Consider the following 13,069-nt stretch of genomic DNA (forward strand, 5'->3'; position numbering starts at 1 on the left):
GCCTCTTCGCCGAGGGCTTTGTCGCCAAAACTTGCAGTACGCCCGGTACAGCGGCGTTTTGGCTTCGCGCCCTCGGCGAACATTCCGGCGCGAGGCGACACGATGCATTGCACCCCGGGCTGCTAGCCGGATGCGCCCCTCAGCCCTGGGGCGGCGGCAGCGGATCCTGGCAGACCCCGATCTCGAGGATCGTGTAGATCAAGACCAGCTCCTGCGGCGACAGCCCGACGTAGTCGAAGAATTCCGCCGTGTGGTAGCTGGTGAACTGGATCTTCCCGCACCCGTACTGGCCGGTGACCGTCAGCGGGTGGATGTCGTTGACGGGGATGTCCCAGCCGCCGCCGGGGCCCTCGAGCCACGCGGTGTGGCCGACGTTGACCATGTCGCCCATGCCGTTGTCGACGAGGATCTCGGGCAGGGGGTATTGGATGCCCGACCAGTTGTCGACCGTCAGCAGCTGCGGGAGGTCGAAGAGGGTCGGGTGGGTCTCGTCGTTGAGGGGGTTGATGTCCTTGAGCGGCTCGGGCAGGGCCTCGAGCCACTCGAGCATGCCGTCGTCGAGGACGTCGGCGAGCGAGTCGTAGGAGCCCAGGTCCGCGCCGAAGCCGTCGTCGTAGAACTCCTGGTACTCGGGGAAGACCTGGCGCATCCACTCGTTGGCCCAGTCGGCGACGTACCAGCGCCCGCCAGCCTCGACCCACGCGCGGATGTTGTCGACGTTTTGCTGGTCGTTGAGCGCGCTGACGTGGGTGTCGCTGGAGCAGGGGACGAAGATGATGTGATAGTTGTCGAGCAGGTCGGGGTTCGAGACCAGCTCGGTCATGGTCCCCTGGGACGCGTACCCGTCGCTCGTCGGGTTGCGGCCGTTGTCCCACAGGTCGAAGCTCTCGGTCCCGGGCACGGTCGTCTCGGTGAAGTTGGCGATGCTGGTGTCGGCGAGGCCGAACTTGCCCATCGCGTCCTCGATCCGGTCGTAGCTGCCGTCGGCGATCGCGATCTTGGGGATGTACAGGCCGTTGTCGGGGTCCCAGACCCCGGGCAGCTCGACGTCGGCGTCGGGCAGGTTGGTGTTGCCGGGCGCGATGTTGATCGGCGTGACCCGGAGGAATTGGCCCTTTTGGACCACGAGGTACTTGCCGCCGCCCGAGTTGGTCGGGAGCGAGAAGTTGCCCTCGAGGTCGGTCTCGGTGAAGTCGACCCCGCACTCGAGCTCGACACACTCGGCGCAGTAGACCTGGTCGGGGATGCCCTCGGGCGGGGTCCCGGTCGTGTAGACGAGGGCGCCGACGACCGGGATCGTGCCGTTGGGCGCGAACACGGTCCCGGTCAGGGTCGCGTCCTTGTTGCCCCCGCCGTCCCCACACTCGCCGCCGCCGTCGGGGGTCGAGAAGATGTCGAACTTTGGCCCGGTCCCGCCGTCGTCGGCCGGGTCGCCGTCGCCGTCACCCGGGTCGCCGTCGCCGTCGCCGTCGCCCATGGACTCGCCCATGGACTCGCCCATGGACTCGCCGCTCTCGTTGGTGTCGCCGTCCCCGTCTCCGCCGATGCCCTCGCTGCCGGGGCCGGTCGTGTCGTCCCCGTCCCCGCCAGGGTCGGAGCAGCCGCCGAGCGCGAGCGGGGCGAGTGACAGGAGCGAGAGCAACACGAGGGTGGGACGAGTCGACGAATCCATGGTGATATCTCCGAAGGAGCCGGTCTAACGTAACGTCGAATCGGGCCGCGTGTGTAATTACGCGACCAGATCGGCCCAATCCCGGCCAAATCCTCGCTAAATCCCAGCGAAACCCCAGATAAATCCCAGGCAAATTCCGGACAAATTCCGGACAAAGCGACGACGCGGGCACCCTGCGCAGGGCGCCCGCGCCCGGGTCACTGCGGCGGCGGCAGGTCTTCCTGACACACACCGATCTCGAGGATCGTGTACATCAAGACGAGCTCCTGGGGTGAAAGCCCGACGTAGTCGAAGAACTCGGCCGTGTGGTAGCTCGTGAACTGGAGTTTGCCGCAGCCGTACTGGGCGGTGACAGTCAGGGGCAGGTCCGTGTTCGCGGGGATGTCGCCGTTGTCCGCGGTGCCCTCGAGCCACGCGGTGTGGCCGACGTTGACCATGTTGCCCATGCCGTCGTCGACGAGGATCTCCGGCAGCGGGTATTGGATGCCGGACCAATTGTCGACGGTCTCGACCTGCGGGAGGTCGAAGAGGGTCGGGTGGGCCTCGTCGTTGAGCGGGTTGATGTCCTTGAGCGGCTCGGGGATCGCCTCGAGCCAGGCGAGCAGGCCATCGTCGAGGACGTCGGCGAGGGAGTCGTAGGAGCCCAGGTCCGCGCCGAAGCCGTTGTCATAGAAGGTCTGGTACTCGGGGAAGACCTCCGAGAGCCACTCGTTGGCCCAGTCCGCGACGTACCAGCGGCCGCCGGCCTCGACCCACGCGCGGATGTTCTCTTTGTTCTGGTTGCTGAGCGAGGCGATGTAGGCGTCCGACGAGCAGGGCACGAAGATGATGTGGTAGTCGTCGAGCAGATCGGGGTTGGAGATCAGCTGGGTCATCGTGCCCTGGGACTGGAACCCGTCCTGGCCCGGATCGCGGCCGTTGTCCCACAGGTCGAAGCTCTCGGTCCCTGGGACCGTGTTCTCGACGAAGTTGCCGATCGAGGTGTCGCCGAGGCCCATCTTGCCGAGCGCGTCCTCGAGCCGGTCGTAGGAGCCGTTGGCGACCGCGATCTTGGGGATGTACAGGCCGTTGTTTGGATCCCACTCGCCGGGCAGCTCGAGCACAGCGTCGGGCAGCATGTTGGCGCCGGGCGCGATATTGATCTCGGTCACGCGCAGGAACTGGCCCTTTTGCACGACGAGGTACTTGTCGCCCGATTGCGCCTGGACGTTGAAGGTGCCGTCGGGGTTGGTCTCGGTGTAGTCCTCGAGCCCGCAGCTGAGCTCGAGGCACTCGGCGCAGTAGACGTGGTCGGGGATCGGCGCGGGCGGGGCGTCGGAGGTGTAGACGACCGCGCCCGAGACCGGGACCGTGCCGTTGGGCGCGAACACCTGGCCCGACAAGGTCGCGTCGGCGTTCGGGTTCGGGGGGCAGCAGTCGTCGCCGATGTCGAGGCACGCCATCTCGTCGCCGTCGCCGTCGCCGTCGCCGTCGCCGTCGCCGTCTCCGTCCCCGTCGCCATCGCCATCGCCATCGCCGTCGCCGTCGCCATCCCCGTCGCCGTCGCCGTCGCCGTCGCCGTCTCCGTCGCCGTCGCCGTCGCCGGGGTCGCCGTCGCCGTCGCCGGGGTCGCCGTCACCGTCGCCGGGGTCGCCGTCGCCGTCGCCCTGATCGTTGTCCATGCCCTCCATGCCCTCCATGCCCGAGCTGGAGTCGGCGGTCTCGTCGGCGGTCTCGCTCGCGCTCGCGCCTTCGGAGGTGGAGGTCGAGTCGTCGCCGCAGCCGAGGGGGAGCAGGAGCAGACTGGAGGTCGCGAGGGTGAGTATGGTTCGAGCTTTCATCGTAGAGCGGGCCTTTCGCAGGTCCGGCCCATCCTATTCGATGACGCTACCCTTGCGCCGTGAGGTCGCGGGGGCTATCTATGAAGAGCAGGCGCGCCGAGTGCGCAGTTCCCACCCCCTGCTACCTGCCACGAGAAATTCCCATGCAAGACGAAGTTCGCAGCCGCATCGATGAACTGATCAAGAACAACCGCGTGATGGTGTTCATGAAGGGCAACAAGGTGTTTCCCAGCTGTGGATTCTCGGCCCAGGTCGTTCAGATCCTCAAGCACCACGGCGCCGAGTTCGAGACTTTCAACGTGCTCAGTGATCCCGATGTCCGCGCCGGCATCAAGGAGTACTCGGACTGGCCGACGATCCCGCAGGTCTACGTCGACGGCGAATTCGTCGGCGGCTGCGACATCGTGACCGACATGCACAACAGCGGCGAGCTGCAAAAGGTGCTCGTCGTCGAGTCCTGAGCCCCGTTCACGCCCCCCCACAAATGAGGGCCGCAACCTCGAGGTTGCGGCCCTGCTTTTTTTGGGGGGTTGTGGAGGCCGGAGTCAGGACCTGGTCACGGATAGGTGCAGATGCCGACGCCGTCTTGCCCGGGCACGTCCTTGCAGGACGACCCCGTGGGGCAGGACGTGGAGCCCGGCATGCAGATCAGCGCGCAGTTCGAGGGGGTGTCCTCACCCTCGCCCACGAGCGCGCAGGCGGCCGTGGTTCCGACCGGACCGGCGGGGCAGTCGAGATCAGCCATGCACGGAGGCGAGCAGAAGTTGCCGTCGATGTCCATGACGCCAAGCAGCTCGGACGGCTCTGCGCAGGTGTTCGGATCGTAGGCGTCGCCGTCACCGCCGGTGTCGCCGTCGCCGTCGCCGGTGTCGCCGTCGCCGGTGTCGAGCGGGGGGGTGCCGCAGGTGTTGTCGTCGCCGCACACGAGGCCCTCGTCGCAGGTGCTGTCGTCGCTGCAGGGGCAGCCGAAGGCCCCGCAGGCGTCGCCGTCGCCGTCGCCCGTGTCGGCGTCGCCGTCACCGTCGCCGGGGTCGCCGTCGCCGTCGCCAGCGTCGCCGTCACCGCTGGTGTCGCCGTCGGCGTCGGCGTCGCCGTCAGCGTCGGCGTCGGCGTCGCCGAGGGTGTTGGCGGTGCTCGTGGTGAACGAGTCGAGAGGATCGCTGACGTCGACGCATCCGGTGAGACCCGCAGTGAGAGTCAGGGCCGCGCAAGTGACAAGGCTGGAAAGCTTTCGCATCATGTGTTCTCCAAAAATTCTCTGGTTGAGCTCGACCGTCGCCGAGCGGCAAGTGTCGGTTGACTCGCTTGCCGTCAGGGATCTCGAAGACTTTCGCAGAATGGAGCCCGCGAGGTCAAACAGCGCAGATAGCTCCGGGAGCCAAGCTGAACACGGGGGCGCAACGCTGCGCACACCCCGGATGGGGACGGACTCCTGGACAGTCCGCGGGACTTCGTTCAATTCTCGCTCGGCATCGTGGACATTCGCTGCTTCACCGTCGGCCTGTTCCAGGTCAACACCTATCTGATCACGGATCCGCGGACGGGCGCGGCGGCGATCGTCGACACGGGCGAGGGGCCCGAGCTCGGTGATCGGCTCGCGGCGCTCGAGCCGGCCCCCGACATCCGGGCGATCCTGCTGACCCACGGCCACGTCGACCACGCGGGCGCCCTCCAGGAGCTTCAGCGCCGCTTCGACGTCCCGACCTATCTGCCCCGGGCGGAGCTGCCGCTGTTTCACGCGCTGCCCGAGCAGGGCACATGGTTTGGGATGCCGCAGCTCAACCGCCCCTGCGGGCGCGTCGACCACCTGCTCGACGACGGCGACACCGTGAAGATCGGTGAGCTCGAGCTGCGCTTCCTCTCGACCGGCGGTCACACGCCGGGCCAGGGCTGCTACTACGACGACGAGGACATCGTCGTCGGTGACACGGTGTTCGCCGGGAGCGTCGGACGCACGGACTTCCCCATGAGTGACCCCGATCTCGCCCGCGCGAGCCTGCGACGGCTGTTCGATCTGCCCGGGCAGCTCCGGGTTCACAGCGGCCACGGTCCGGTCACGACGCTCGCGGCCGAGCTGCGCTCGAACCCCTTCTTGGGCTTCTTGCGGATCGAGCGAGGGATGCTGCGCTCATGAGCGAGCGGCCGTGCACGGCCCTGGTCCTGTCGGGCGGGGGCGCGCGCGGGGCCTACGAGGTCGGCGTGCTCCGCTACGTGCGCGAGCGCCTCGACGTCCAGGCCCACTTCGACGTGATCACCGGGACCTCGGTCGGCGCGATCAACGGGGCCTACATCGCGGCCACCTGCGACCGGCCCAAGGCTCAGGCCCGGGCGCTGCAGCGGGTCTGGTCGCAGCTGACGATCGACCGGGTCTACGACTTTGGCTGGGCCCAGTTCCGCTCGCTGCCCCGGGTGTTGTTCGGGCGCAGCCTGCCCAAGACGCCCCACGGCGGCAGCGTCGGCGGGCTCGTCGACTCGTCGGGGCTCCAGCGCCTGGTCCGCGAGCAGATCCCCTGGCGGCGCCTGACCGAGAACCTCGCGGCCGGTCGCCTCCGCGCGTTCTCGGTCACCGCGACCGAGGTCGCGACCGGCATCTCCACGGTCTACATTCAGTCGGGGCGGCGGCGGCTCGAGCCCTGGTCCGAGACCGCCAACGAGACGATCGTGCGGACCGGGATCACCGCCGCGCACACCCTGGCCTCGGCGGCGATCCCCGTGCTGTTTCCAGCGGTCAAGATCGGGGATCAGTTCTTCGTCGATGGCGCCCTGCGCCAGAACACGCCGCTGCGTCCGGCCCTGCGCCTCGGGGCCCGGCGGATGTTGGTCATCGGCCTGCGCCACAACGAGTCCCCAGCCGAACGGCGCGCGCGCCAGCGGGTCGAGGCCGAGACGCTCTACCCCAACGCCTTCTTCTTGCTCGGCAAGCTGCTCAACTCCTTGATGCTCGACAAGGTCGAGGCCGACCTCGAGCGGATCCAGCAGACCAACCGACTCCTGCGCGCGGGCGCGGCCGAGTTTGGCTCGGACTTCAGCGAGCGCGTCAGCCGGGCCGTCGGGCGCGACTCGGCCTGGCACGAGGTCGAGACCCTGGTGATCCAGCCGAGCGAGGACCTCGGACGGATCGCCTGGGAGGTCGTCCGCGACACCAAGCTGCGCGGCTACAACAGCGTCGCCGCCAACATCATCCGTCGCTCGGTCGAGGCCGACGAGCGCGCCGAAGGCGGTGAGAGCGACCTCGCCTCCTACCTGCTGTTCGAAGCCGAGTTCATCAACCGCATCATCGAGCTCGGCTACGCCGACGCCGCACACCACCACGAGCAGCTCTCGCGCCTGTTTCGCTAGCCGGTCGCTTCGTCGCTTCGCTGCTCCGCGCGGTGGGCTGGGCATGGGCTGCGCACCCGTCGGGGTGGCGCCCTGGAAGGGGGCTCTGCTCGCGTGTGCGCGCGTCACCGCAGGACGCCCAGGTCGAAGACAGTGAACAAGCTCACCCGCGAGGGGGCTCCAGCGCGGGGCGGCATTAACTACCGTCAGGCCAATGCCCTACAAGCTCGTCACGCTCGGTGGAGATGGAACTGGTCCCGAAGTCATGGCCGAGGGCCTCAAGGTCCTCGACGCGGTCTCGAAGCCGCTGGGCATCGAGTGGGACATCGACGACATCCCCTGTGGCGGGCAGTACTACCTCGAGCACGGCGACCTCGACTGGCCGGCGGACAGCCCCGAGCGCTGCGCGGCCTCGGACTTGATCCTGCTCGGCGCGGTCGGCTGGCCCGACCCCGAGGGCACCGGCGGTCCGGTGTTGATGCGCGACGGCAAGATGGCGGGCTTCTCGCCGGTCATCGGCAACCGGATGCGGCTCAACCTCTACGCCAACGTCCGCCCGATCAAGCTCTACCCGGGGGTCTCGCACCGGATCCATGGCGGCCACAAGCAGATCTGGGAGCCGGGCAAGGTCGACATGGTCATCATCCGGGAGAACACCGAGGGCCTCTACGCCCCGACCGGCGGCAAGCTCAGCCCCGGGGGCGTGGCCGACGTCGCGATCGACACCCGGGTGATCACGCGGCGGGCCTCGGAGCAGGTCATCCGCCACGCCTTCGAGCTGTGCAAGCGGCGCGGCGAGCAGGGCCACGGCGGCGCGCCCAAGGACGGCAAGCTGCGCGTGACCGCGATCATCAAGGACAACGTCCTCCACGGCTGCCAGCTGTTCCGCGACGTGTTCTTCGAGATCGGCGAGGAGTACCCCGACATCGAGAAGGACACGGCGATCGTCGACGCGTTCACGCAGTGGCTGATCGGCCAGCCCGAGTACTACGACGTGTGCGTCACGACCAACATGTTCGGCGACATCGTCACCGACCTCGCGTCGACCCTCCAAGGCGGCATGGGCATGGCCGTGGGCGCCAACACCGGCAAGGACCACGCGATGTTCGAGCCGATCCACGGCAGCGCGCCGAAGCACGCGGGCAAGGACAAGGTCAACCCGATCGCAATGATCCTCTCGGTCAAAGAGGGGCTCGACTGGCTCGGAGCGCGCAAGGGTGACGCGGCCCTGACCCGGGCCGCCGCCGCGATCGAGGCCGCGGTCATCGAGGTGCTCGAGGCCGGCAAGCCGCTGACCTACGACCTCGTCGGCAACGAGGCCGCGGCCAAGTGCAGCGAGGTCGGGACCGCGATCGCCACGGCGGCCGGGCGCCGCGTCAGCTGACGCGTGGACGCCGACATCCTGGAGCCTTATCGGGACCTGCGCCGCGGTCCCGGGCCGGGGCGCTTCGTCGTCGAGGGCGCGCTGGCGGTCGAGCGCCTGATCGCCAGCGGGCTCGAGCTCGAGTCGCTCGTGTGCACGCCGAGCCAGCGCGCGCGCCTCGAGCTGCCGACGGGGGCGGCCGTGGTCGAGCTGTCGCGGGCAAAGATCGCCGAGCTGGTCGGGTTTGAGTTTCACCGCGGCGTGCTCGCCTGCGCGAGGCGGCCGCCGCTGCGGCGGGCGCTCGAGCCCCGCGAGCTCGACCGGCTGCGGGGGTCTGAGCGCGCCAGGATCGTCGTCGCCGAGGGCCTCGCCGACCCCCGCAACCTCGGCGCGTTGATCCGCAACGCCGCGGCCTTCGGGGTTGACCTGGTGATCGCCGACGCGCGCGGGGCCGACCTCTACGCGCGGCTCACGATCCGGGCCAGCGTCGGCAACGTGTTTCGGGTCCCGACGCTGGTGTGTGAGGAGCTGCCCGCGATGATCGACGCGCTCGCGGGCGCGCTGCCGGCCGCGGTCGTCGCGGCCACGCCCGCGCCCGAGGCCACGGCGCTCGGACAGTTCGAGGCCCCGGCCCGGCTGCTGCTGCTCGTCGGCAACGAGGGCGCGGGCCTGTCCTCGCAGCTGCTCGCCCGCGCCGAGCATCGCGTGCGGATCCCCGTCGCGCCCGGCTCGGACTCGCTCAACGTGGCCGCGGCCACGGCCGTGCTGCTCCACGGCCTGACTCGGACCCCGCAGACGTGTTAGATCGGCGCTAGCGAGGAGCGCAGCCATGTTCGAGGAAGCCAAAGCCCACTACGCGAAGATCCTGGCCGAGATCGACGACGCCGGCCTGACCAAGCACGAGCGGATCATCGATTCGCCCCAGGGCGCCGAGATCTCGGTCGCGGGGGACGAGCGCAAGGTGCTCAATTTCTGCGCCAACAACTATCTGGGCCTGTCGAGCCACCCCGACACGATCGCGGCCGCGCGCGCGTCCCTCGACGAGCGCGGCTACGGCATGTCGAGCGTGCGCTTCATCTGCGGGACCCTCGACAGGCACAAGGAGCTCGAGCAGGCCCTGACCGAGTTCCTCGGGACCGAAGACACGATTCTCTACAGCTCGTGCTTCGACGCCAACGGCGGGCTGTTCGAGACCCTCCTGACCAAAGAAGACGCGATCATCTCCGACGCGCTCAACCACGCCTCGATCATCGACGGCATCCGCCTGTGCAAGGCCGAGCGCCACCGCTTCGCCAATTCGGACATGGCCGAGCTCGAGCAGCGCCTCAAAGACACCCAGGGCAAGCGCCTGCGGATGATCGCAACCGACGGCGTGTTCAGCATGGACGGCAACATCGCCAAGCTCGACCAGATCTGCGATCTCGCCGACAAGTACAACGCGATGGTCATGGTCGACGACAGCCACGCGACCGGCTTCATCGGCGCGACCGGGCGCGGGACTCACGAGTACAAGGGCGTGATGGGCCGCGTCGACGTGATCACCTCGACCCTCGGCAAGGCCCTCGGCGGCGCCTCGGGCGGGTTCACCTCGGGCCGCAAAGAGATCGTCGCGCTGCTGCGCAACCGCTCGCGGCCCTACCTGTTCTCCAACTCGCTCGCGCCGATGATCGTCTCGGCTAGCCTCGCGGTCCTCAACACCCTCAGCGCCAGCACCGAGCTGCGCGACAAGCTCGAGGCCAACACCAAGCGCTTCCGGGCCGGCGTGACCAAGGCCGGCTTCGAGCTCAAGCCCGGCGACACCCCGATCGTTCCGATCATGCTCGGCGAGGCTCGCCTCGCCGTCGAGTTCGCCGACCAGCTGCTGGCCGAGGGCATCTACGTGATCGGCTTCTCGTATCCGGTCGTGCCCAAGGGCCAGGCCCGGATCCGCGTCCAGCTGTCGGCTGGCCACACGAGCGAGCAGATCGACGGCGCGGTCGCGGCCTTCACCAAGATCGGTCAGCGACTCGGCGTGATCACCTGCTAACCTGGCGGGGATGGGACTGCTCGACTCGATCCGCGCGGCGTTCGGTCTGCGCACGAAGTCGGCCGACGGCTCCGAAAACCTGCCTGGCGATGATGGTCCAGAGGCTGAGGCCGCGCCGGCGGCCGAGCCCGCGGAGGCCGCCGAGTCCGCGGAGCTCGCCGAGTCCGCGGAGCTCGCCGAGGCCCCCGAGCCCCCGAGCGCGGACGACGAGCGCGACCCCGAGCTCGAGGCCCAGGACGACTCGGGCAGCTTCGACTTCGAGCAGGACATCGCGCGCTACTTCACGGCCGAGTTCCGCGTCGAGACCGCGTGGGCCTACCACGACCGTCGGGCCTCGCTCTTCGAGGAGTACGAGATCCGCGACACCAAGCACTGGCACCAGATCAAGGCGACCTTCGAGCGCTGGCTCGAGACGCCCGCGGCCAAGGCCAAGTACCGCACGCCCAAGGAGCTCAGCCTGGCGCGGATGACCACGACCCAGACGATGACCCTCGACGATCTCAACCTCGAGCTCGACCGCAAGGGCGCGAGCCCGAAGACCTGAGCTTTGCGCGAGCGCCGCGGCGGACGGCGAAGGGCCTGCGCTTGGCCGCGCCAGGCACTTCGGTTAGCGTGGGGATCGAGCCGCATGCCACGTTCACGTCTAGCCCTACTCTTGGCCACACTGGGCGTCAGCGTGGTCCTCACGGCCTGCACCAAGAAGCCGAGCGAGGAGCAGTGCGACGCGTTCGCCGACCACTTCGTGAAGCTGCTCGAGGAGTCGCGCGACAAGCCCGACTCCCGGATCAAGAAGCTCGCCAACGACCAGCGCGACAAGGTCATCTCGGCCTGCGTGTCCGACGGTAGCGTCGAAGAGGTCGAGTGCGTGATGGCCCAAACTTCGATCGCCGACGTCGAGGCGAACTGCAAGTGACGGCGGGTCGAGGAGACTGATCCGATGGAGGCGGCCCCGCTCGCCCAGCTGCCTCGGTACCCGGCGATCGGCGGGGTCGCCCTGATCGCCCTGGGCATCTTTGGGCTGGCCTCGCCCGAGATGCTCGATCCGCTGCGGCTCGATCTGCGCGCGTTTTGGTCCGAGCCCTGGCGGCTGCTGACCTCGGCGCTCGTCCACGGCGGCCAGCTCGACAGCGAGCGCTGGCTGCAGGGCCTCGTCCACGTCGGGTTCAACTGCTACTGGCTGTGGCTGCTGGGCACGGGCGTCGAGCAGCGCCTCGGCCACCTGCGGACCCTGGCCTTGCTCGCGCTGTTCGGGGTCGGCGGCGGGGCGCTCGAGTACGGCTTCAACTGGTCCTCGGTCGGGCTGTCTGGGGTCGTCTATGGCCTCGTCGGGATGCTGTGGGTGCTGGCGCGGCGGAGCCCGAGCTGGGCCGGGATGATCGACTCGCGGACCGTCAAATTCTTCGTTGGGTGGTTCGTGTTTTGTGTGGTCGCGACGGTGCTCGAGGTCATGCCGATCGCCAACTTCGCCCACGCGGGCGGGGCCGCGCTCGGGGTCCTGGTCGGCTGGGGGATCGCCGCGCGCGGGGTCAAGCGGGCCGCGCCGATCGGGCTCACGATCGCAACTTTGGGACTGTGCCTCGCGAGCGCGACCGTGCTCCGGCCGTGGGTCAACATCAGCGCCTACGCGGGCCTCGACGCCATGGTTCAGGCCGAGCGCGCCGAGGCCGACGACGACCTCGAGGCCGCGATCGCCTGGGCCGAGCGCGGCGTCGGCTACTGGCGCACGCCCGCCGATCACTGGGCCTACCTCGGGCGCCTCTACTATGAGGCCCGTCGCTACGCAGACGCGCGCGACGCCCTGCGCGAGGCCGTCGCCCGCGATCCAGACCACGAGCTCTACGGACCCGCGCTCGAGCAGGCCGAGTCCCTCGCGCATTCGTTTTAGATGTCCGCGGCCGCCCGGCTGTTTTGGACCCCCGCGGTCGCCCTGCACTTTGCAGGGGCGGGCTTGGTGCGAACCGGCCCTGTCAGACCCGGGCCTGGTCGGAGCCGGCGATCAGGCTCAGCATTCGTCGCATGCCGCCGCGCAGGGACTTGGGCATGACCGAGCGGGCCCGGGACAGGACCGGGACCACGAGGTGGTCGCCGATCGCGTCGGCGGCGGCGACGAAGCCCGCGGGCAGGGGCTTGAAGTGCAGATCGAGGTGGTCGCCCTCGGTCTCGACTCCGTCGAGGGTCATCAGCGCGGTCATCAGCCCGAGGGCGTGGCGAACCAGGGGATCCTCGGCGAGCTTGGGCACGCGCATGAGGTCGAGGACCACGCGGTTGCCGTGGGAGTCGACGATCATGTCGGGCATGTCGGGCAGGTGCTGGACGAGGTCGCCAGGCCGCGAGAGATCCAGCGAGCGGGTCACGAGCAGCGCCGCGATCTGGCTCTTGTGGGTGTCGACCGGGATCATCGACACGTCCTCGAGGCGCAGCTCGAGCCGCATCTCGTCGCCGCTGAGCAGGATGCGATCGATGTAGAGCACCGCCCCGGCGCGGACGCGGGTGCTCATCAGATCGAAGGTCGCGCCCATGCGCAGGCCCGGCGGGACCGCTCCAACCTCGAGGTCCTCGACCTTCTCGGGATCGGCGAGCTGATCGGCGAGCCACCGAAATGACGCCAGTGGCACGCCGAAGCGCATGCCGATGGCGTTGCGGAGCACGCGGCTGAGCTCTTCGGGGTGAGTCCGAAGGTAGTGCCGCGCAGCTGACAAGACGTCGCCAGGTCGCATTGGGGGCGAGCATACGAGAGCAGCGCCTCGCCGTCTGCCGCCTGGAGCACACCCGCGCTCGTCGGCGCTCGTGGCCCGCTGCGAGCGTGCAGACGCTTTCGCCCGCGGGGCCGGAGCGCTGCTATCCTGCCCGCGCATGACCGCGCCTTGCGA

At 69.0% G+C, this 13,069-nt stretch carries 13 protein-coding genes; 9 read left to right on the top strand and 4 right to left on the bottom strand.

The annotated features are described in order from the left end of the window. Positions 1-139: 139 nt before the first annotated feature. The gene (locus tag ENSA5_RS33405; RefSeq protein ID WP_258183101.1) at positions 140-1,672 is read right to left on the bottom strand and encodes a hypothetical protein; all 1,533 of its coding nucleotides are present in this window, start codon (positions 1,670-1,672) and stop codon (positions 140-142) included. A 197-nt stretch (positions 1,673-1,869) separates the two neighbouring features. Continuing rightward, entirely contained in the window at positions 1,870-3,492 is a 1,623-nt protein-coding gene (locus ENSA5_RS33410; protein WP_106395779.1) for a carboxypeptidase regulatory-like domain-containing protein, read from the bottom strand. 143 nt (positions 3,493-3,635) lie between these two features. On the opposite strand from ENSA5_RS33410, the gene grxD reads away from it, so the two are divergent. Beyond that, on the top strand, positions 3,636-3,953 hold the full coding sequence (gene grxD, locus ENSA5_RS33415; protein WP_106395780.1) for a Grx4 family monothiol glutaredoxin: 318 nt from the start codon (positions 3,636-3,638) through the stop codon (positions 3,951-3,953). Between the two features lie 95 nt (positions 3,954-4,048). On the opposite strand, the gene ENSA5_RS33420 is transcribed toward grxD, so the two are convergent. After that, entirely contained in the window at positions 4,049-4,732 is a 684-nt protein-coding gene (locus tag ENSA5_RS33420) for a hypothetical protein (RefSeq protein WP_106395781.1), read from the bottom strand. A 234-nt stretch (positions 4,733-4,966) separates the two neighbouring features. Between ENSA5_RS33420 and ENSA5_RS33425 the strand changes: the two genes are divergently transcribed. The 8 genes from ENSA5_RS33425 to ENSA5_RS33460 all read left to right on the top strand — a co-directional run bounded on the left by ENSA5_RS33425 (position 4,967) and on the right by ENSA5_RS33460 (position 12,084). Continuing rightward, positions 4,967-5,626 (top strand): MBL fold metallo-hydrolase, encoded by a 660-nt coding sequence (locus ENSA5_RS33425; RefSeq protein ID WP_106395782.1) that lies wholly within the window; start codon positions 4,967-4,969, stop codon positions 5,624-5,626. Further along, on the top strand, positions 5,623-6,831 hold the full coding sequence (locus ENSA5_RS33430) for a patatin-like phospholipase family protein (RefSeq protein ID WP_106395783.1): 1,209 nt from the start codon (positions 5,623-5,625) through the stop codon (positions 6,829-6,831). Before ENSA5_RS33425 ends, ENSA5_RS33430 begins: the two co-directional genes overlap by 4 nt. Before the next feature lie 193 nt (positions 6,832-7,024). Next, entirely contained in the window at positions 7,025-8,194 is a 1,170-nt protein-coding gene (locus ENSA5_RS33435) for an isocitrate/isopropylmalate dehydrogenase family protein (RefSeq protein ID WP_106395784.1), read from the top strand. Positions 8,195-8,197: 3 nt separating this feature from the next. Further along, positions 8,198-8,977 (top strand): TrmH family RNA methyltransferase, encoded by a 780-nt coding sequence (locus ENSA5_RS33440; RefSeq protein WP_106395785.1) that lies wholly within the window; start codon positions 8,198-8,200, stop codon positions 8,975-8,977. 25 nt (positions 8,978-9,002) lie between these two features. Next, positions 9,003-10,199, top strand: coding sequence for a glycine C-acetyltransferase (gene kbl / locus ENSA5_RS33445; RefSeq protein WP_106395786.1), 1,197 nt, complete (start codon positions 9,003-9,005; stop codon positions 10,197-10,199). 10 nt (positions 10,200-10,209) lie between these two features. After that, complete coding sequence (locus ENSA5_RS36650; protein ID WP_146156389.1) at positions 10,210-10,743, top strand: hypothetical protein; 534 nt, start codon at positions 10,210-10,212, stop codon at positions 10,741-10,743. A 111-nt stretch (positions 10,744-10,854) separates the two neighbouring features. Then, the gene (locus tag ENSA5_RS33455) at positions 10,855-11,112 is read left to right on the top strand and encodes a hypothetical protein (protein ID WP_106395787.1); all 258 of its coding nucleotides are present in this window, start codon (positions 10,855-10,857) and stop codon (positions 11,110-11,112) included. Between the two features lie 24 nt (positions 11,113-11,136). Beyond that, positions 11,137-12,084: a rhomboid family intramembrane serine protease gene (locus ENSA5_RS33460; RefSeq protein ID WP_106395788.1), complete on the top strand. Its 948-nt coding sequence runs from the start codon at positions 11,137-11,139 to the stop codon at positions 12,082-12,084. An 82-nt stretch (positions 12,085-12,166) separates the two neighbouring features. Here ENSA5_RS33460 and ENSA5_RS33465 read toward each other — a convergent pair whose 3' ends face one another. After that, positions 12,167-12,916, bottom strand: a complete 750-nt coding sequence (locus ENSA5_RS33465) for a hypothetical protein (protein ID WP_106395789.1) — start codon at positions 12,914-12,916, stop codon at positions 12,167-12,169. Positions 12,917-13,069: the final 153 nt, after the last annotated feature.

Origin of the sequence: Enhygromyxa salina, assembly GCF_002994615.1 — a bacterium.
GTDB classification, from domain to species: domain Bacteria; phylum Myxococcota_A; class Polyangia; order Nannocystales; family Nannocystaceae; genus Plesiocystis; species Plesiocystis salina_A.

Bases quoted from the DNA above. Each gene is read 5' to 3' on its own strand.
- ENSA5_RS33435 (WP_106395784.1), top strand. From the start codon at position 7,025: ATGCCCTACAAGCTCGTCACGCTCGGTGGAGATGGAACTGGTCCCGAA.
- grxD (WP_106395780.1), top strand. From the start codon at position 3,636: ATGCAAGACGAAGTTCGCAGCCGCATCGATGAACTGATCAAGAACAAC.
- ENSA5_RS36650 (WP_146156389.1), top strand. From the start codon at position 10,210: ATGGGACTGCTCGACTCGATCCGCGCGGCGTTCGGTCTGCGCACGAAG.
- ENSA5_RS33460 (WP_106395788.1), top strand. From the start codon at position 11,137: ATGGAGGCGGCCCCGCTCGCCCAGCTGCCTCGGTACCCGGCGATCGGC.
- ENSA5_RS33465 (WP_106395789.1), bottom strand. From the start codon at position 12,916: ATGCGACCTGGCGACGTCTTGTCAGCTGCGCGGCACTACCTTCGGACT.
- ENSA5_RS33405 (WP_258183101.1), bottom strand. From the start codon at position 1,672: ATGGATTCGTCGACTCGTCCCACCCTCGTGTTGCTCTCGCTCCTGTCA.
- ENSA5_RS33420 (WP_106395781.1), bottom strand. From the start codon at position 4,732: ATGATGCGAAAGCTTTCCAGCCTTGTCACTTGCGCGGCCCTGACTCTC.
- ENSA5_RS33410 (WP_106395779.1), bottom strand. From the start codon at position 3,492: ATGAAAGCTCGAACCATACTCACCCTCGCGACCTCCAGTCTGCTCCTG.
- kbl (WP_106395786.1), top strand. From the start codon at position 9,003: ATGTTCGAGGAAGCCAAAGCCCACTACGCGAAGATCCTGGCCGAGATC.
- ENSA5_RS33430 (WP_106395783.1), top strand. From the start codon at position 5,623: ATGAGCGAGCGGCCGTGCACGGCCCTGGTCCTGTCGGGCGGGGGCGCG.